Raw genomic sequence first — 18,912 nt, forward strand, 5'->3', positions numbered from 1 at the left:
ATAGTATTCCCAACACCTCCTAAAAATATAATTATCTTTAAAAGACTTATATATTTTTATGAACTTATTATACCATATATTACATATAAATTACATATTTAAGAAATAAAAATAGAAAGTTTTTTTCTAGAAAATAAATCAAATAACGATATTTTTATTCATTATTCTTACTATATCGCATAATTTTTCTTGGAATATTTTGGATTAATGATTGTTTTTATATTCTACCACTCAGTTTAAAATTAATATTTTTAAAATGATATTCTTCATTTTCAACCTTATCTAATTCCCAAAATAACTTATGCTTTTTAGCCTCATTATTAAAATCCTTTGAAATATCTTTATTATCTTTTTTTATGTTTTGTATTAGCATGTTTATATTATTTCTCTTCCAGTTATTATAATCAAACTCCATTTCTGAAAGTACTTTTCCCGTTGATGTAATTTCAATATTAGGTCCACCTAAATCTCTTTCAAGATTTCTTAGTGTATAGGAATTTTGTCCTGGATCTAAAATAATAAAATAACCATAATCATAAGTGCTTCGTATTAGTCTTCCATATATTTGCTTAGTTTTTATACATAATTGAGGGTAATTTACATCTTGGTACCCTTTTTTCTGATATGTTGTAACAGCCCTTAATATAGGATATTCTGGACTATAATTAGGTATTTTATCTAGCATTACACAAGATAATGCATCTCCAGGTACATCTATTCCTTCAAAGAAGCCTTTACTTCCCAATATTATTACTTGCCTATTCTTATCATTTAAAGCCGATACTAATTTTTTACTTGTATGTACCTCAATTTTTGTTCCTCTTGTAAGCAGCTCTAATTCCTCTTGAACCGCAGTTCTCCTAGCATTATTATTAAATAGTACTAAAACATGACCATTTAATTTTTGAGCTGTTTGTAATACAAATTTAGAAACATTTTTAATATAAGATAGTTCATCATATTTCCCAACATCATTTAATGCAAAGATTTTAGTCCTTTTCTTTAAATCAAAAGTTGGTGGTATAAGAAATTCCTTTGCCTTTTCTTGACCTAAATGCTTTTTCATTCTATTAAAGGAGTTTTCAATTCTAAGGGTTGCTGATAAAAAGGTTGTGCTTTTAACTTCCTTTAGCATATGTTCATTGACTAATTCACCAACATTTAAAGGCACATTCTTAAATCTGAAATCTCTGTATTCAGCATCTACTTCTAATACTTTGGCATAGAAAACCGAGCTTTCTAAAAACCTATCTAAAACATCAAAATTTCCTTTAACCTTTGCTATATAATCTGATAAATTCTTATGATCATTATCTCCATTAACTTCATCATCTAAAGTTATATTATAAAGATAATCATTTAAAAGCTTATACAAAGGATATATACTTTCTTTTATAACTGAGATTTCTGCGCCAATTACCCTTGTTATATCCTTTAAGTCATCTCTTGGAATAAAAAATTCAGTTGAAAAACTATATTCTCCAGTTACAAGCCTCATACTTTTAAAGTTATTTATAAGCATATTTATATTTACTATGATTTCATTTACTAAATACATTATTTTATCTTTTTCTATGGTTTCTCTATAACCATAACTTGCATTTAAACTTAAAAGCATAGCTATTACGCTTGGATGACCTTTTTCTATCATATCTAATAACTCTATAAATTCTGAATAAGAAAATTCTTCTGCAAAGAAGTCATAACACTTTTCCATTAAGTTATGCCCCTCATCAATTATTATGTGATTTATTTTCTTTTTTTCACCATATGGCCAGCAGGCAAGTAGTGAATGATTTATTACTGTTATATTTTCTGCTGGAAGTTCATTATATCTTTTTCTTAAATAACAAGGTCTTGTGCATTTATCTAATTTACATTTTTCACTATCACAATTTACCTCTCTTATGTATTTATCAAGTTCAAAATGTTTTTGTGCTGAGTAATTTATATTTTCTATATCGCCATATTCTCCTGTTTCGCAAAGCCTTCTTAAAAATAGCAATGCTAAATTACCTTTTTCATCAAATTCTAAACTTTCACATCTATTTAACCTTTCAATACAAAGATAATTTCCTTTCCCCTTCATAGCACCATAATTAAGCTTATCATTTAGTTGAAGCTTTTTTAAAATGGTTGGAATATCTCTTTCTATAAGCTGATTTTGAAGTTCTTTTGTATTTGTAGATATAATAAAGCTTGCATCATCTTTTCTTACTTTTTCTTTATTTAAATAAGTTCCTATTGCTGCTATTATTACATAAGCAAAAGTTTTCCCACTTCCTGTTGGTGCTTCAATAAATATTCTTTCTGATCTTTGAAAGTTTTCTCTTATTTTCTTTGAAAATTCTTTTTGATCTTTTCTATATTGATATCCAAAATCTCCGCCATTATTCCAAATCTCCTCATTTTCCAGTAAGTCTTCATAAAGAGAATAATCAATTTTTATTTTTTTAAGGGCTTCTTCCTCCTTTTTGTTTTCCTCATAGTTTACATATGGATAATTTTCAGCTGAAAAAAATGGAGGCTTTAATAAATATTTAGTCCAGGGCCATTTTTTTAAATAAGAGTAATCTTTATTTATAATCGTGTATAAAGAATTATTTTTCTTTCTGCTTATTTCTTCTCTTGCCCATTGCCTTAAAATAAGTGAATTCACTACCTTTAATGTATCAATTGAATCCTCTAACCCTCTATGTGCTTCAGTCTTTTTTATATTAGTAATTTCCTTTATTAATGCTTCTAAATTAAACTCTTTTCTCCAGGGTTCTAAAATCGCTGCAAATTCCATAGAATCCATTATTTCATTTTTGATTTCTGGAAAATGATAATATAAAAATTTTCTTTCAAAATTAGAATTATGGCATACTAATGGAAGATCCTCTAAAAATTCGAGAACCTCCTCTTTAACATTATTTAAACTTCTTGCACTTAACAAATCTCTTTCAGTTAATCCAGCACAAAGATTAAAAATCCCAACAGGCACACGACCTCTTGGTCTTATTAAAGTGCTATAGGTAGTAATAACACCTTCCTTGATCTTAACTGCACCAATTTCTATAATTTCAGAGCTTTTTTCATCTAACCCTGTAGTTTCAATATCTAAATATATTACATTATCTAAAATGCTATATAATTCTTGTACCATAACTTCTCCTAATTTTCTTTCTTATATAAAATTAATAATCCGTATAACAAACTTATGTTCTGTAACCAATTATAACATAATTTTTATATTTAATCATTTATATAATTAATTATGTGCTTTACTTTAAATATTTAATCTAAAATAAGAACCCTAAATACAAAAAAGCTAAAACAAAATAACCACAAAAGATTATTTTGCCTTAGCTTTTTTTAAGATTTTATCTATTTCTAGGTAAGCATTTGATACTTTTAAAAATTCTTCTAAGTTACAATTGCCAGCTCTTTCACCAATGCCTCCTATAGTACAATCCACATACTTTGCGCCCCATTTAACTGCTTCCAGCGAAATTGGTATAGCCATTCCAAAATCATTATGTGCATGTATTTCAACTTCCATCTCAGTATTATTTATTATTGTATTAATTACTTCTCCTGTTGTGGAAGGCATTAATATTCCAACCGTATCTGCATACCTTATTCTTTTAACGTCAAATTTTTTTACTATTTTACATAAGTTAATAAGATAATTAATATCTGCTCTTGATGCATCTTCAAATCCAATTGTAACCTCATAGCCTTTATCTTTTGCAAAATAAACACATTTTGCAAGATTTTTTTCTACCCATTCTTTATCCCTGCCTAAATTTGAAAATATTTGTATATCCGAAGTTGGTACACTTATATGAATTATATCCGGCTTACATCCTATTGAATGCTTAATATCTTGTATATTCATTCTATTCCAAGTGGAAATCAAAGATTTTTTTCTATTATATAGAATTCTTTTAATTGCTTCCTTTTCTAAATCTCCCATTGCTGGAATTCCAGCTTCAATTTGATATATATTATTTTCATCCATGTATTTTGCTATTTCAACTTTTTCATCTATTGAAAAGGCTACCCCAGCGCTTTGCTCACCATCTCTAAGAGTAGTGTCAACTATATTTATTTTTTCTTCCTGCAATCTCATTATTTGTCCTCCTTTTATTCCTATATACTGCATTTCTTATAGATTTCTTCTATTTCTTTATTATCCAAACCTCTTCTATTTTCTGTACTAAGCTTTCTAACATCCTCCAGCATAACTTTTAAATTTTCTTTAGTATATGGAATATTTAATTCTTTTAATTTGGTTTCCAACGCATTAATTCCAGAATGTTTTCCTATTACAATATTTCTTTTCCTGCCAATTTCCTTTGGATCATATGGCTCATAAGTAGCTGGATTTTTGTTTATTCCATTTACATGTATTCCTGATTCTACATCAAATATGTTTTTCCCAATAAAGGGCATCTTGCTATTTAGAGTACTTTCTGATATTTTTTCAAATAACTTAAGTACTTCTGGGAAAAGTTTATAGTTACCCTTTTGTTCCATTCCATTTAAGAAGGAAACTCCCCCCAAAATTTCTTCTAAATTAGCATAACCTCCAATTCCTGCAAAGGTTGTCACTACTTTAGTTCCTCCTGCCTTAATCCATTCCAAGCTCATTGCTGTAGCTGAACTATATTTATCTTTAATACACATTTCTATATTAGGATTAAAAATATCTACAATTTCAGAAAAGATTTTTTGATAATCATAAAAAATAATATTTTCTAAACCAATTATTCTAACATTTTCATTATTTTTATCATATAATTCATATTTATTATTGTATAATTCATTTTTTAGAATGCTACTTTGATCATAAACTTCATTTATTTCCATTTCTCTAATAAGATTTTTTCTAGATTCTACCGATTTATTCCTAATTGTCCTACTTTCCACCGTACTACCACTTAATATCTTAAATTCAATATCCTTCGGTAATGGAGACAATTCTCTATAAAGTTCTTGAGTAAGTTCTATATAATCACTTCCTATTATATATAGCAATTTTATTAACTCTTTTATATCAGAACTTTTTCCATTTAATTTATCACCGTAGACTTCCTTTAAAGCAATTATAGTCTTATCTATAATTTTCACCTTTTTTTCCATTATGATTTCACTCCTTTTCCAATATATATTTTATGTTTCTTTTTCAATTCTAGGAATTCATTTCAAATAAAAGTTCTAGTTTAATATTATTTATATGATGTTATATTAACTAAGCTCCTTTGCCATCAAAAAAATTATACTCTTGTTCAAATATAGTCCTTAGAATATATGTTAAAAATATCAATGCACAATACTCAATAATAGTTAATATCCTTAGTGATAATACAAAAGAAAAAACAGGTGCTGAAAGAACTATAGCTATAAATATTAAAGACGATAAAATACGATTTATTTTAGGTGAAGATAGTGGTTACTCTAGTGGAAGCTGTAATATAGAAGAAAAACTAACTAATTATTCACAATCATATTTAACTAAGGATATTGATTTAAAACTTGGAACAGACGTATATATATATCATGCTGTGGCAAATACATCTGGACTCTTCTACTTTAGATAATTCTATTTTAGGAACACCTATTAATAGAGATCAATTAAATAATATATTAAAAGGTAATGAAGAAAATATTTTTATTAAATTAGAATATAATGAAATATAGCCTTTAAACACACCTGCTTATATAGTAGGTGTGTTTAGGACAAGTATAACTTGTCCTTTAATTTATATTATGAATTATAGTTTAAATTTATTTTTTATATAACCAATTCTTCTACTACTTTTCCACCTTCAATATGTTGTTCTATGATTTTTTCAACATCTTCAACTTTAACATTTCCATACCAGGTTCCTTCTGGATATATAACTACAACAGGACCTTTATTACATACTCCTAAGCAGCCGGTATTAGTAACCATCACTTCATTAATTAAATCTCTATCTTCAACTTCTTCCATAAATTTTTGAACTACCTTAACTGAATCTTTAGAAAAACATGTTCCCTTTTGCATTCCATTAACTCTACAGCTTGCACAAACAAAAATGTGATATTTTACATTAATCATCCTAATTAACTCCTTTTAATAAAAAAATTTTTTCAGATATATTTCCAACTCAATCTTTTACACTAAACACCGATTTATTAATAATTCAAAAAGAAAAGTGAATAAGTTCTATGGTTCAGAGAAGTTCAGTATTCTAGCATAGCTGATCCTTTCATAGGTACATAGCAGCTTCTTATATAGGTGTATATTTAATAGTCCCTTACAAATTCTAATTCTAGAAGTTAATATCCAAATCCATATTAGAAGCATGAATTTTCTCTTTGAACTTATTCCTAAATTGTTAACCGTTAATTAAATCAGGCTCTTAGCATTTCCTTCACCTCACTTCCTTTTAATATAGTATCTCCTGCCTTTACAACTGCTGTTTCAATAGTTTCACAAGTCATAAATACTTCTATGCCCATATTTTTAAGCTTCTTTTTTGGCTCGTCCCCAATTCTAAGACACAAAATCCCATTACAATCAGAAATAACACTAGATAATTTAGTGAATTTATCCTCCTCCTCTTCACAAACCTCCTTACCATCACAATATTTGATTACTTTTCTTTGCTCTAAATATTTAGCTTCTCCATTTTTATATTCATAAATAAGAAATTCAGTAACATGTCCAAAATGCATGTCAACTCCAATTCCACTCTTTGAAGCTATTGCAAATTTAAGCGTTTTTTCTTCTACAGCCTTATTAACAGGCTTATTGAATTTTTGCGACTGATCTTCACCTAAAAGACCAATTGCATCAGCTCTACATTGCTTGCAATGATACATTTGTTCTATATGCTCACCACATTTTTTCCTTAAATCCATTATTTCTTTATTAGTTGTTAGAGGCATATTTTCAAACACACTGCCTTTTACTGGTATCATCTGCATTATATTTGTTATTCCTGCTCCAAGTTCTTTTACCTTTTTAGTTACCTCTTCAATATGATGATCATTAATACCTTTAAGCATTACAATGTTAACTTTAACCATAATTCCTCTATCAGCTAAATACTTAAGACCTGACAGCTGATTATTTAATAAAATTTGAGCGGCCTCTTCTCCAGTATAAGTAACGCCTAAGTAATCTACATATTTATATACTTTAGCAGTTATTTTAGTATCTATTGCATTCATAGTTATCGTTACATGGCTTACACCTAAATTTATTAATTCCTGAGCATAAAATGGAAGCATTAAACCATTAGTTGATAAACAAAATGTAACTTCAGGATCATGTTCTCTTATAAGTTCAAGGGTCCTCTTAACACTATCAAAGTTAGCTAAAGCATCTCCTGGACCTGCTATTCCAACCACCTTTAAATTGTCCATTTGAGATTTTACATATTTGTATTTTGCAAAAGCCTCTTCTGGAGATAACACTTCTGTTGTAACTCCTGGCCTGCTTTCATTAACGCAATCAAACTTTCGGAGGCAATAGTTACAACTTATATTGCATTTAGGAGCTATTGGAAGATGCATTCTTGCATATTTATGAGCTGAAGAACAGCTAAAACAAGGATGCGTCTTAGTTTTTTCCTCTACTTCTTCTTTGCTAATAACTTTTAATTCCATGGTTTTCGCCTCCTTTATTTCTATTTCTTCACTAATTAATGATCCTTCACCTATTATTGCCTTCTCACTTACAAATTCTTTTTTATTTATCATTCTTTCTTCGTTTCTTACTGTAATTTCTTCTATTTGTTCTTCTTTATAATATTCATTGTATAAAGCTTCTCTAAAGGTAGATTCAGTTTTTGCAAGCATAACATTTGTAATTTGATCACTTAAATTTAAGGAACCTTCATACCCAATAGATAAAATTCTTTGCCCTCCAATCCTATCATGAATTGGAAAAGCAGCTCGAATTAATGGTATCTTATGCTTTTCTTCTATTCTTCTGCCATCAGAGCTTCCAATCATTACATTTATATTTAAATCTAATGCATATTTTTCTATATCTTTAAAGTCACCTTCGTCTATAATTACGCATTTTTTTTCAAATAATTGTTCTGAAAGTTCATCTACTTCTTCTCTTAATTTTGTTTCAAGACTTTGACATACATCTCCAGTTGATATAACCATTGGAACAATTCCACTTTCCACTGCAAGTCTTGCTGTTGAATATACAAAGTCTGGTTCTCCAAATATAGCTATTCTTGCTTCTGCATTATATTTATGAGAATCTATCATAGCATCTAAATATCTGCTTCTTTGCTTTTTATATTTTTTAGGAATTGGTTTTTCTGAAACCTCAGATAATACTTTAAGAAAGTTATCTGTGTCTCTAAGACCTCTTGGTACATTTATCCTATAGTTTTTAACTCCAAATTTTCCTTCTAAATAAGTTCCAATAGAATATTCTTCTTTTATAAAGGTAGAAATCTCTATTGTAGCTTTAGCTCCTCCCATGTATGTTATATCTTCAATTGTTGTGCCACTGCTTGGCAGTCTATTGTATTTTTTACTATGACCTCCATCTAAATTTTCAGATATATCAGGAAGTAAAATATAATCTATTTCAAAATCCTCTAGGATTTCTTTTAATTCTCTAGTATCTGCACAGCTTATTGGACCTGTAACTACATTTACTTTTTCATTTTTATCTGCTTTCATTTCTACATTTTCTACTACTGATCTTAGAGCTGTAAAATGTCCACCATATTGTGACCCACCATAACCTGGAGATTTTATTGGAATTAGCTTTACGTTACTTTCTGGATGTTTTTCATAAAATATCTTTGAAAGTCTTACTACATCTTCTCCTATAGTTTCAACAAGACAAGTTGTTGCAATACCTATTACTTCTGGATTGTATAATTTTATTAAATTTTCTAACCCCTTAATCAAATTATTTTCTCCTCCATAAACAGTTCCTTCTTCTGTAAGTGAAGATGATGCAATATCAACAGGTTCATTATAATGAGTTGCCATATGTCTTCTAATGTATGTACTACAGCCTTGAGAACCATGTAAGATTGTCATGCAGTTCTTAATTCCATATAAAGCATTGCATACTCCCATTGGCATACACATTTTACATGGGTTTACTGTAAGATTGACATAACTCTTTTTAATCTTCTTCATCATCTTCACTCTCCTTTACATATTTCCATACAGGACTATTTATTGAAAGATTTATTTCTTTAGCAAAATTAACTGCTCCTATAAAACCACCAAGAGGATGTTTTCTTTCATGATTGTGATCGCAAAAAGCAACTCCCAGTTTATAAGCAAGAGGTCTTTCTTTTACTCCACCTACTAAAATATCTACCTCTTGTTCTAACATAAATTTTTCTAATTCAGAAGGATTAGCATCATCTAAAATAACAGTTCCTTCATTAACTAATGTATTTATAACTTCATAATCATCTTTTTTACCTGTTTGAGTTCCAACCATAACAGTTTCAATTCCAAGTTCATTAAACTGCTTAATTAAAGAAATTGCTTTAAACCCTCCACCTACATATATTGCTGCTTTTTTTCCTTTTAAATTTTCTTTATAAGTATTTATTACAGGAAGAACTTTTTCTTCTTCCTCCTCGATCAATGCTTTTGCTTTATTTAACATTTCCTCATCATTAAATAAAGCTGCAATTCTAAGTAGTGAATTCTTTGTATCTTCAATTCCAACAAAGCTTATTTTAACAAAAGGGATTTCCATTTCTGCTTCCATTCTTTTTGCTAAATATGTCATAGATCCAGCACATTGAACTACATTAAAGCTTGCACTGCTTGCTTTAATTAAATTATCATAGCTTGAATCACCTGTAATATTTGATACTACCTTTACTCCAATCTTCTTTAAATACTCTTTTACTATCCATATTTCACCTGCTAAATTAAAATCACCAAGCATATTAATGCCTTTAGTTTTAGATAAAATATTTCTTGAAAATAGATTCATAAGTGCATTACATGCCAATTTATAGCCTTTAGATTTATTCCCTGAAAATCCTGGAGCCATAACAGGTATAACTGGAACCTTATATTTTTCTTCTGCCATTTTACAAACAGCTTTAATATCATCTCCTATAACTCCAACAATACAAGTTGCATAAACAAATAATAATTTAGGATTATGGTTTTTCATAATACCTTCAATAGCCGATGTTAATTTTTTTTCACCACCAAAAATTACATCCTGCTCACTTAAATCAGTTGAAAAACTATTTCTATATAAATCTTCGCCACTTGATAGACTTCCTCTTATATCCCAAGTATAGCTTGCACATCCTATAGGCCCATGAACAATATGATAAGCATCAGTTATAGGATTTAAAACTACTCTTGCGCCACAATAAACACAAGCTCTTTGGCTAACTGACCCAGATACACTGTTTCCATCACATTTCATTGAATGTTTATTATTGCCTTCTTTAAAACATACAAACTCTTCTCTTTCTTCAAGAAGCGAATTAGGTATTTTCATTTCCATAGGTCACACACCACCTTTTTATTTTGTAATTAGAAATTTGGAATTGAGAATACAGGATGTTTTTAACATTATTTCTCATTCTACATTCTCAATTCTAAATTTATTAATAAAATGAGCAACTAACATGTATTTTTTATTAATACATGTTCAATTGCTCATCATTGAAATTATTTAATTATGCACCTATAAAAAGAGTGGTTATGCCACAATACGGAACTTAAATTGTGTAAGAAGTACTGGTTAATAATGAATGGTTAATGAAGAAAAGCCACTTGCTTTTCAGTAAAGTTCATAATTGCGACATAGCTGCTTTTTATATATGCGTTTATTTTTATACATACTTTTAATTTCTAATATTTTTAGTAAATATCAATTTGGTTTATACTATTTTACACACTATTAATACTTATTTTTACATTACTAATTCAAAGTCTTCTTCAGTCGAGTCTCTATCTTGTCTATCCATTAATGCACCTAGCATTAATTCTAATAATCTCATTGCTCCTCTGTAACCTACAGTTGGCATATATGGATGTACATATCTATCTAATACTGGGAATCCAATTCTAACTAATGGTATGTCTTCAGCTCTTGCTATGTACTTACCATGAGTTCCTCCCATAAGTAAATCTACAGGTTCATTTTTTATTAATTGATGTAATTCAAAAAGGTCAGCATCTTGTTTAGCTATACAGTCTTCCACACCATATTCTTCAAATAAAGCTTTCATTTCTTTTTCAAAAGCTGAAGATGGAGTTCCTGTAATTACATACTTAGGAATCATTCCAAGTTCTAATAAGAATTTAGACAAAGAAATCAACACATCTGGATCTCCATATAAGGCAACTTTCTTCTTATCATAATATGGATGAGAATCTACCATTATATCAACTAATTGTCCTCTTTCCTCTTCAATTTCATATGGAACTTCTTGTTTGCTAAATCTGCTTAATTCCATTATTAAATCATCAGTAGCTCCAATCCCAATTGGCATTTTTAATGTTGTATAAGGAACTTTGTACAATTTTTCAAGGTCTGATGCTCCTGCCTCTGAAGCAAAACTTCCTAGGGCTAAGGTCTTTTCGCAGTCGCCTAATTCAATTATATCTTTAATCTTTGTACCACCCTTTGGATATAAATCATATTTGCCAGTCATTGGTGCATCAAATACTCCAGAAGTATCTGGCAGCATTGTAAAATCAACACCCATAAGCTTTAACAATCTTTTAACTTCACGCATATCTCCAGGATTTACGAAACCAGGTATAACACACATTTTACCATTCTTCACTCCAGTAGATTCAGCTAAATGGTTTATAAAACCTTTAACCATATTAGAAAATCCAGTTATATGAGATCCAACATAACTTGGAGTATTGGCATATATTACATGCTTACCTTCTGGAATATTTATATCTTCAATAAATGCATTTAAGTCATCACCTATTGTTTCAGATAAACATGTAGTGTGAACTGCAATTATTTCAGGATCATACATATCAAAAATATTTTTAACAGCAGTTTTAATATTACTGCCTCCACCGAATACACAAGCACCTTCACTAAAAGATGAAGTAGTTGCTATAGCTGGCTCTTTAAAATGTCTTGATAAAACAGTTCTATGATATGAGCAACAGCCTTGTGAACCATGACTGTGTGGCATACAATTATGAACGCCAAGTGCAGCATACATAGCACCAACAGGTTGGCAAGTCTTACTTGGATTAATAGTAATGGCACTTCTTTCTTTAATTTCCTTAGGAGTTAAATCTAACATTATACCTCACCTCCAAATGTTCCTTCTAATATAGATTCTTTTTTCCATGGTGCTACAGTATAGCTCCATGCTGGCGTATATAATCCCATAGTTAAATCTTTTCCAAAGTTTACTGCACCTTTAAAGCCTGCATAAGGTCCGCTATAATCGTAAGAATGCAATTGTCTTGATAATACTCCGCCCTTTTGAATTGCAAATTTATCCTTGATACCTGAGAAGAACATATCTGGTTTCAATTGTTTGATGAATTCTTCAGTTTCAAAATGATTTAAATCATCAACTACAATTGTACCTTTATCCATATCTCGCATCATACCTGGATAGTATTCTAAATTAGTGATTTCTTTCTTTAATGCTTCTAATTCTTCATCTGTCTTAACAGTCTTAAACTTTTCTTCGATCTTTTCAACTTCTAAAGTTTCAATATTCTTTAAATCTGCATCTTCTACTATATTAGGTATTACTTCTCTACCTTCATAATCATCTCTATGAGCAAATTCAAAACCTGCAAGTAGTGTTTCTACACCAAAATCCTTTAATAGCATTTGGTAATGGTGAGACCTTGAACCTCCAACATATAAAGCTGCAGTTTTCCCTGTTAATTTGCTTCTATAATACTCCATGTCATCTTTCAAATCTTCTAATTCTTCTGCTATTACTTCTTCCGTTCTAGCTGTAAGCGCAGGATCATCAAAGAATTTAGCTATATCTCTTAAAGTTCTCACAGTACAATCCACACCAATAAAATCTACCTTCAACCATGCTGTACCATATTGAATCTTCATCATTTCTGCGATATAATTAATGGAACGGTGACATTGGACTAGATTTAAATCTGCAGTATGGGCTTTTCTTATATCGTCAATGCTAGCATCACCTGTCATGACTGATATAACTTCTATGCCTATTTTCTTTAGGATTCTTTCTATTTCCCAAGCATCACCACCTATGTTGTATTCACCAAGAATGTTTACCGAATGAGTTTTTGGTGTATACTCCATGGTACCTATTACAGATTTTATTAATTTATTATTTGCAATATGGTGTCCTGCCGATTGTGATACTCCCTTATATCCTTCACAAGGGAATGATAATACATCAATGCCATACAATTCTTTAGATTCTGCTGCAACTGCTGGTAAATCATCACCAATAAGTCCAACTGGACATGTTGCACATATAAATATTGCTTTTGGATTAAAGATTTCTACAATTTCTTTTATAGCTGCCTTTAATTTCTTTTCTCCTCCAAATACTATATCACTTTCACCTAAATTAGTTGAAAAACAATATTGTATGAAGTTTCCGTCACCTTTTTGAGGTATTGCCTTATTTCTTCTAGTTCCCCATGAATAATATCCACATCCTATTGGTCCATGAGTTAAAACTACAATATCTTTTAATGGTCCAAGAACAACTCCTTTACATCCTGCATAACAACAGCCTCTATGTGTCATAACTCCTGGAATAGTTCTTCTATTTGCATCTATTTCCTGCGTTTCCTGCTCAAGTTCAAGCATATGCTTTTTTCTATTTTTGTATACCTTAGCACTATATTTGTCTAAAACACTGTCTACTTTACTCATTTCCTTCACCTCCACACTTTAAATTACTACTTCTCCTGATTGTCCATCTCTAACTCTGTATACTTCATTAATTGGAAGTACAAAGATCTTACCATCTCCAGGCGTACTAGTTGAATTAACGCTTATAACTGTATCTACAACATTTTTAACTTCCTCATCTTTTACCACTAAAGTAATTAATCTCTTAGGAATTAATCTGCCTCTTTCAGATAAGTTTTCACCATATGCTGCTGGTACATCTTCTCCAGCTTCCATATAAGCTTCCATTAAGGCCTTATCTATAGATTTTTTACCTCTTCCAAGTACTTTTCTGCAAGTAATTGATGGGAAACCAGCTTCTGCAAGTGCTTCTTTAGTTTTATTTACCTTATTCAAACGAATAATACACATAATTTCTTTCATAAAGCTTTTCCTCCTAAATCAAATTTTATAATCCTGCTTTACCACTACTTACAGTGTATACTTCCTCAATTGGTGCAACAAATATTTTACCATCACCAAATGCACCCTTTTCTCCTGTTCTAGAATTTTTAATTATGATCTTTATAACATCATCTTTATCTTCATCTTTTACTGCTATTAGCAGCATTTCCTTTGGAAGTTCATCGTAGTACACTTCACCAACTTTAATTCCCTTTTGCTTACCTCTACCATAAACAGCCATTTTTGTAACTTCTGGAAATCCACCATCTAATAATTCTGAAAGTACAGTACTAACCTTTTCTGGTCTTATTATTGCACGAATCATATACATATCTCTCTATCTCCTTTTATTCTATATTTTGCGGTTTTAAACATTTAACTTAATAAGAATTTTTCTAATTTAATTTTTTAATAACTGAACCTAAATTATCCACTATTCATAAATATCAATATTAATTTACTGTTTAATTTTTTTATTCTTTCATGTTATAGATAATTTTATTAAATATCCATTAAACCATATTCCATTAAGATTTCTTCTAATCTCTCTTGCTTCATTGGCTTTGGAATAACAAACATTTTATTGTTTTCAATATTGTTAGCTAATGTTCTATATTCATCAGCTTGTTCAGCTTTTGGATCAAATTCTATAACTGTTTGCTTGTGTATTTCTGCTCTTTGAACCATATTATCTCTTGGAACAAAGTGAATTAATTGACTTCCTAATTCTTTTGCAAAAGCTTCTAAAAGTTCGTATTCTCTATCAACCTTTCTACTATTACAAATGATACCTCCAAGTCTAACTCCACCAGTCTTTGCATATTTTTGAATACCTTTTGAAATATTGTTTGCTGCATATAAAGCCATCATTTCTCCAGAAGCAACTATATAAATTTCTTGAGCTTTACCTTCCCTGATCGGCATTGCAAATCCACCACAAACAACATCTCCTAATACATCATAAAATACATAATCCAAATCTTCTGTATATGCTCCTAATTGTTCAAGCATTCCTATTGAAGTAATAATACCACGACCTGCACATCCAACTCCTGGTTCCGGTCCTCCTGATTCAACACATTTGATTGATCCATAACCATCTTTAAGTATTGCATCTAATTCTATTTCATCGCCTTCTTCTCTTAAAGTATCTAAAACTGTTTTTTGTGCTAAACCTCCAAGAACTAATCTTGTTGAATCTGCTTTAGGATCACATCCTACTATCATTATCTTTTTTCCCATTTCAGCTAAAGCTGAAGTTAAATTTTGTGTTGTGGTTGATTTTCCTATACCACCTTTTCCATAAATAGCTACTTGTCTCATATTGACTCCTCCTTATAATTTGAAAATATTTTATATAAACTCCGTTGGGATTTTATATCTTTAATGTAATAATATAACTGTAAAAAGTTATAAAAAAAATCTATTTTATATAACTTTTAATAGTTATTATAAAATAGACTCCTTCGTCATTAATTAAATAAAAAAATCTAAGCCTTAACCTCTTCTTTGAGTTAATACTTAGACTCCATTGCCTTTATGATAGGACATTAAGTTTTTTATTTATTATATCATAAAAATTTGATTTCGCAACCTTTTTTTATAATATTTAGCAACTGTTTTTATTTTGCTATTGAAACTATAATATCACAGAAATTTAACTTTGCAAACTCTTTTTGCATTTATACACTTTCTTAAATGATAACGACATACATTTAATATATTAATAATTATTATATCTATATATTAACAATATATTATCAACTTTACTTTTTACTTGTTATATTAACATTGCATTTTTCAAACACAGTAATTATATCATTATATTTTTTCTATAAATCACCAGAAAGAGTAAACTGTTTTTCTCCAAAATTCTTTATTTCAAAATGATTTTCATTTATATTATATTCATATTGTCCATCTATGATTATAGTATTTTCCTTAAATTCAAGTTTTAATGTTATAGTATCCATAACTTCGCTGTTAGAATATAATCTTATTTTTTTAGGTGAATGAAAAATATTATCTCCATTTGGAGTTTTTATAGTTATTGTATTTCTTGAGGTAATAAGAGCTTTGATACTTCCATCCTCATAAAAATTTAAAGAATTTGTATCTCCATGAATTCCAAGTGCATTTATATCATAAGCTTCAATATCTCCAATTGGTGTGTTTATAGTCATTGGTCTAAATGGCTCACAAGATTTTATTTTTCCACTTTCATATAAAGAAAAACCTATTCTACATACAATATTATAATCTCCTATACTTAATTTTATTCTGTCCTTAGGCCATAAAGTAAGACTTTTTAATTCTCCTGATTTATAAAAATTAAGAGAATTAACCTTAGCTTTAAATTTTGCAAAATCAAAATTAAATTCGTATACTTTAGCTAGTTTGTACTCATCTTCTTCTGACCAATATCCTGATAACTTACCATCTAATAAAAATAATCGTTTTATTTGACCTTCTTCATAAAAAGTTATTTTTTCTACTTCAAATGCACCTATTTTAGTTTCAATGTAAGTTGCTTCATTCAATCCAATACTTTTTATATTTCCACTTTTATATACTTTTACTGATGGAAATTCTTTTCGCCTGTCGTCAAAAAAGCCATATAAAGGTGTAAGTTTATATCCTAAAATATCAAGAGTGCTTTCCTCATCAATTTTATAGCTTTCCGGTTCTCCAGTACTATAATAACTTGCTATAATAACATCATTTAATAATCCATATTTAGTTTTTATAGTTTTCATATTTATCCATCCTTCCATATTTAATCTTTTTTATTAATTTATAATACTAATTTTAATTTGCCATTAAATTTTTACATACAATTCTCACATTAAAATCATTTGCCTTAACTTCTTTTATCTCCATTTCAATATTTCCTTTATCTCTTTCTTTAATTAACCAAGGTGGTACATGGCAGCAATGAATGTCTATTTTTTTTACATCCTCTTGCTTCAAATATGGAATTATAGCTTTTTTAGATGACATCTCTGGATTTGTTAATTCCAACTCTTGTAAATCTATAAAATAATGTCCTTCATCTATTTTCTTTCCAACCTCTTCTTCTTGCTTGTCCATCTTCTCTTGTTCTATTTCTTCTTTAATAATTTCATCTAGATATTGTAAAGGGCTTCCTTCTAATTCCCAAATACTAAAATCAGCCATATAAAATACACTATAAGGAATACCAAATGTCTTCTTAGCAACAATAATCTTACACTCTTCCATTTGATCCACTATACTTTTGTACTCTTGCCTTATTTCGCTAATTCCTTTATTACCACTTGATCTGTTAATTAAAATTACTTTTTTAGTTTTCCATTCATATTTGTCTTTCTCAAATATCTTTACATACTTTGCTTCCTCAAAAGAACTTATAACATCTTTTTCTTCTAAAAATACTCCTATTTCATACATAATATCACTCCTTTAAATTATTTTTATATAACAAAAAAGACACAGTAAATTTACTGCATCTTTGCACTTATATAATATCTTATTAAATTTATACTATATTATTATTTAAGTTTTAGCAAGTATTTTACCAGTATCTTTTAAATCATATCCACCTATACTTTCAATTTCAGTTTTAAATTCTTCACTTTGTATAGTATTTAATATTAATTTATATATTGGATATTTTAAATCAGATTCTCTAATAACCAAATCATATCTTTCTTCTTGAATTGGTATAAAATCAATTCCTTCCATTTGTTTTGCTGTCTTTTCATTTCCTATTCCAACATCTCCCTCTCCCCTGGCAATAGATCTTGCTACTGCTGAGTGGGATTGTCTTTCTATATTGTATCCATTTATTTGTTCCCTGTTTATGCTATTTAATCTTAATTTTTCATCTAGCAAAATTCTTATTCCAGAGCCCTTTTCTCTATTTATCATAGAAATACTAGGATTCAATAAATCACTCCAAGTTTTTATTTTAAAAGGATTTCCCTTTACTACATAAAAACCTACATTTCTATAGGCTAAGTTTACAAGCAAACAAGATATTCCAGGAAGCATTTTTCTTACAAAAGCAGTATTATATTCATTAGTATCTCCATCCCATAAATGAACTGAAGAAACAGAAATTTTATCATGATATAAATCATAAAGACTTGCATAACTTCCTACGTTAGATCTAAGAACTCTTATATCACTAACTTTTTCTCTAATATTTTCTGCAAGTACATCTAAAATCACATCTTGTCCTGATATTATAATATCACTTGTATTTTCTACTTGTTTTATATTACTTATATTTTCCTCAGTTAACGGTTTAAGCTGCTTATTATTTTTAATAATCTTTTGACTGTTTATATAATTTTCAACATCTTCTTTATCTATTCTGAGCTTTTTACCTACCTTATAGCCAGGTAATTCTCCGCGTTTTACTAATTCATATACTGTATTTTTAGTTATCTTCAATAAATCAGCAACTTCAAGTGCCGTTAGAGAGCCTTCATTCTCCATAAGAAATCCCTCCTTCTCTGTATATTTTATTCTAACATTAAGAAGCAATAATTTCTAGCAATTAAATAACTACCTTATAAAAATCATTATCTTTTTAAGTACAATATCATAGCTCAAAATAAAGTATATTAGGC

Annotated in this window: 15 protein-coding genes; 1 reads left to right on the forward strand and 14 read right to left on the reverse strand. The window is 29.1% G+C overall.

Annotated features, from left to right (window positions below; all coding sequences use genetic code 11):
* Nucleotides 1-217 precede the first annotated feature (217 nt).
* The 3 genes from GXK56_RS02360 to GXK56_RS02370 form a co-directional block, all read right to left on the reverse strand.
* The gene (locus GXK56_RS02360) at nucleotides 218-3,148 is read right to left on the reverse strand and encodes a helicase C-terminal domain-containing protein (protein WP_160684420.1); all 2,931 of its coding nucleotides are present in this window, start codon (nucleotides 3,146-3,148) and stop codon (nucleotides 218-220) included.
* Between the two features lie 189 nt (nucleotides 3,149-3,337).
* Entirely contained in the window at nucleotides 3,338-4,117 is a 780-nt protein-coding gene (locus GXK56_RS02365) for a homocitrate synthase (RefSeq protein WP_202127807.1), read from the reverse strand.
* A gap of 20 nt (nucleotides 4,118-4,137) precedes the next feature.
* Nucleotides 4,138-5,130, reverse strand: coding sequence for an isopropylmalate synthase (locus GXK56_RS02370; RefSeq protein WP_347707929.1), 993 nt, complete (start codon nucleotides 5,128-5,130; stop codon nucleotides 4,138-4,140).
* 119 nt (nucleotides 5,131-5,249) lie between these two features.
* Between GXK56_RS02370 and GXK56_RS02375 the strand changes: the two genes are divergently transcribed.
* Nucleotides 5,250-5,588 carry a hypothetical protein gene (locus GXK56_RS02375; protein ID WP_160684423.1) on the forward strand — a complete coding sequence of 113 codons (339 nt, stop codon included), beginning with the start codon at nucleotides 5,250-5,252 and terminating at the stop codon, nucleotides 5,586-5,588.
* A 194-nt stretch (nucleotides 5,589-5,782) separates the two neighbouring features.
* Here the strand turns inward: GXK56_RS02375 and GXK56_RS02380 are convergent, their stop codons facing one another.
* From GXK56_RS02380 to GXK56_RS02430, 11 genes are all read right to left on the reverse strand, one after another.
* On the reverse strand, nucleotides 5,783-6,091 hold the full coding sequence (locus GXK56_RS02380; protein ID WP_160684426.1) for a 2Fe-2S ferredoxin: 309 nt from the start codon (nucleotides 6,089-6,091) through the stop codon (nucleotides 5,783-5,785).
* 296 nt (nucleotides 6,092-6,387) lie between these two features.
* Nucleotides 6,388-9,159, reverse strand: a complete 2,772-nt coding sequence (gene nifB, locus GXK56_RS02385) for a nitrogenase cofactor biosynthesis protein NifB (protein ID WP_160684894.1) — start codon at nucleotides 9,157-9,159, stop codon at nucleotides 6,388-6,390.
* Nucleotides 9,146-10,510: a nitrogenase iron-molybdenum cofactor biosynthesis protein NifE gene (nifE, locus tag GXK56_RS02390; protein WP_160684429.1), complete on the reverse strand. Its 1,365-nt coding sequence runs from the start codon at nucleotides 10,508-10,510 to the stop codon at nucleotides 9,146-9,148. Before nifE ends, nifB begins: the two co-directional genes overlap by 14 nt.
* Nucleotides 10,511-10,922: 412 nt before the next feature.
* A complete protein-coding gene (gene nifK, locus GXK56_RS02395; protein WP_160684432.1) occupies nucleotides 10,923-12,287 on the reverse strand; it encodes a nitrogenase molybdenum-iron protein subunit beta in 1,365 nt (454 codons plus the stop codon).
* On the reverse strand, nucleotides 12,287-13,873 hold the full coding sequence (locus tag GXK56_RS02400; RefSeq protein WP_160684435.1) for a nitrogenase component I subunit alpha: 1,587 nt from the start codon (nucleotides 13,871-13,873) through the stop codon (nucleotides 12,287-12,289). Before GXK56_RS02400 ends, nifK begins: the two co-directional genes overlap by 1 nt.
* Nucleotides 13,874-13,891: 18 nt before the next feature.
* Entirely contained in the window at nucleotides 13,892-14,275 is a 384-nt protein-coding gene (locus GXK56_RS02405) for a P-II family nitrogen regulator (protein WP_160684438.1), read from the reverse strand.
* 25 nt (nucleotides 14,276-14,300) lie between these two features.
* Nucleotides 14,301-14,627, reverse strand: a complete 327-nt coding sequence (locus tag GXK56_RS02410; protein ID WP_160684440.1) for a P-II family nitrogen regulator — start codon at nucleotides 14,625-14,627, stop codon at nucleotides 14,301-14,303.
* Between the two features lie 170 nt (nucleotides 14,628-14,797).
* Entirely contained in the window at nucleotides 14,798-15,619 is an 822-nt protein-coding gene (nifH, locus tag GXK56_RS02415; protein WP_160684443.1) for a nitrogenase iron protein, read from the reverse strand.
* 509 nt (nucleotides 15,620-16,128) lie between these two features.
* A complete protein-coding gene (locus GXK56_RS02420) occupies nucleotides 16,129-17,052 on the reverse strand; it encodes a hypothetical protein (RefSeq protein WP_160684446.1) in 924 nt (307 codons plus the stop codon).
* Nucleotides 17,053-17,104: 52 nt separating this feature from the next.
* Nucleotides 17,105-17,725 carry a Fe-only nitrogenase accessory AnfO family protein gene (locus GXK56_RS02425; protein ID WP_160684449.1) on the reverse strand — a complete coding sequence of 207 codons (621 nt, stop codon included), beginning with the start codon at nucleotides 17,723-17,725 and terminating at the stop codon, nucleotides 17,105-17,107.
* A gap of 105 nt (nucleotides 17,726-17,830) precedes the next feature.
* Nucleotides 17,831-18,778, reverse strand: a complete 948-nt coding sequence (locus GXK56_RS02430) for a helix-turn-helix transcriptional regulator (RefSeq protein WP_160684451.1) — start codon at nucleotides 18,776-18,778, stop codon at nucleotides 17,831-17,833.
* Nucleotides 18,779-18,912: the final 134 nt, after the last annotated feature.

It is taken from the genome of Clostridium sp. C2-6-12 (assembly GCF_009928485.1).
Lineage (GTDB): Bacteria > Bacillota > Clostridia > Clostridiales > Clostridiaceae > Clostridium.

Coding starts and splice junctions, on each gene's coding strand:
- GXK56_RS02360 (WP_160684420.1), bottom strand. CDS start 3,148: ATGGTACAAGAATTATATAGCATTTTAGATAATGTAATATATTTAGAT.
- GXK56_RS02365 (WP_202127807.1), bottom strand. CDS start 4,117: ATGAGATTGCAGGAAGAAAAAATAAATATAGTTGACACTACTCTTAGA.
- GXK56_RS02370 (WP_347707929.1), bottom strand. CDS start 5,130: ATGGAAAAAAAGGTGAAAATTATAGATAAGACTATAATTGCTTTAAAG.
- GXK56_RS02380 (WP_160684426.1), bottom strand. CDS start 6,091: ATGATTAATGTAAAATATCACATTTTTGTTTGTGCAAGCTGTAGAGTT.
- nifB (WP_160684894.1), bottom strand. CDS start 9,159: ATGAAGAAGATTAAAAAGAGTTATGTCAATCTTACAGTAAACCCATGT.
- nifE (WP_160684429.1), bottom strand. CDS start 10,510: ATGGAAATGAAAATACCTAATTCGCTTCTTGAAGAAAGAGAAGAGTTT.
- nifK (WP_160684432.1), bottom strand. CDS start 12,287: ATGTTAGATTTAACTCCTAAGGAAATTAAAGAAAGAAGTGCCATTACT.
- GXK56_RS02400 (WP_160684435.1), bottom strand. CDS start 13,873: ATGAGTAAAGTAGACAGTGTTTTAGACAAATATAGTGCTAAGGTATAC.
- GXK56_RS02405 (WP_160684438.1), bottom strand. CDS start 14,275: ATGAAAGAAATTATGTGTATTATTCGTTTGAATAAGGTAAATAAAACT.
- GXK56_RS02410 (WP_160684440.1), bottom strand. CDS start 14,627: ATGTATATGATTCGTGCAATAATAAGACCAGAAAAGGTTAGTACTGTA.
- nifH (WP_160684443.1), bottom strand. CDS start 15,619: ATGAGACAAGTAGCTATTTATGGAAAAGGTGGTATAGGAAAATCAACC.
- GXK56_RS02420 (WP_160684446.1), bottom strand. CDS start 17,052: ATGAAAACTATAAAAACTAAATATGGATTATTAAATGATGTTATTATA.
- GXK56_RS02425 (WP_160684449.1), bottom strand. CDS start 17,725: ATGTATGAAATAGGAGTATTTTTAGAAGAAAAAGATGTTATAAGTTCT.
- GXK56_RS02430 (WP_160684451.1), bottom strand. CDS start 18,778: ATGGAGAATGAAGGCTCTCTAACGGCACTTGAAGTTGCTGATTTATTG.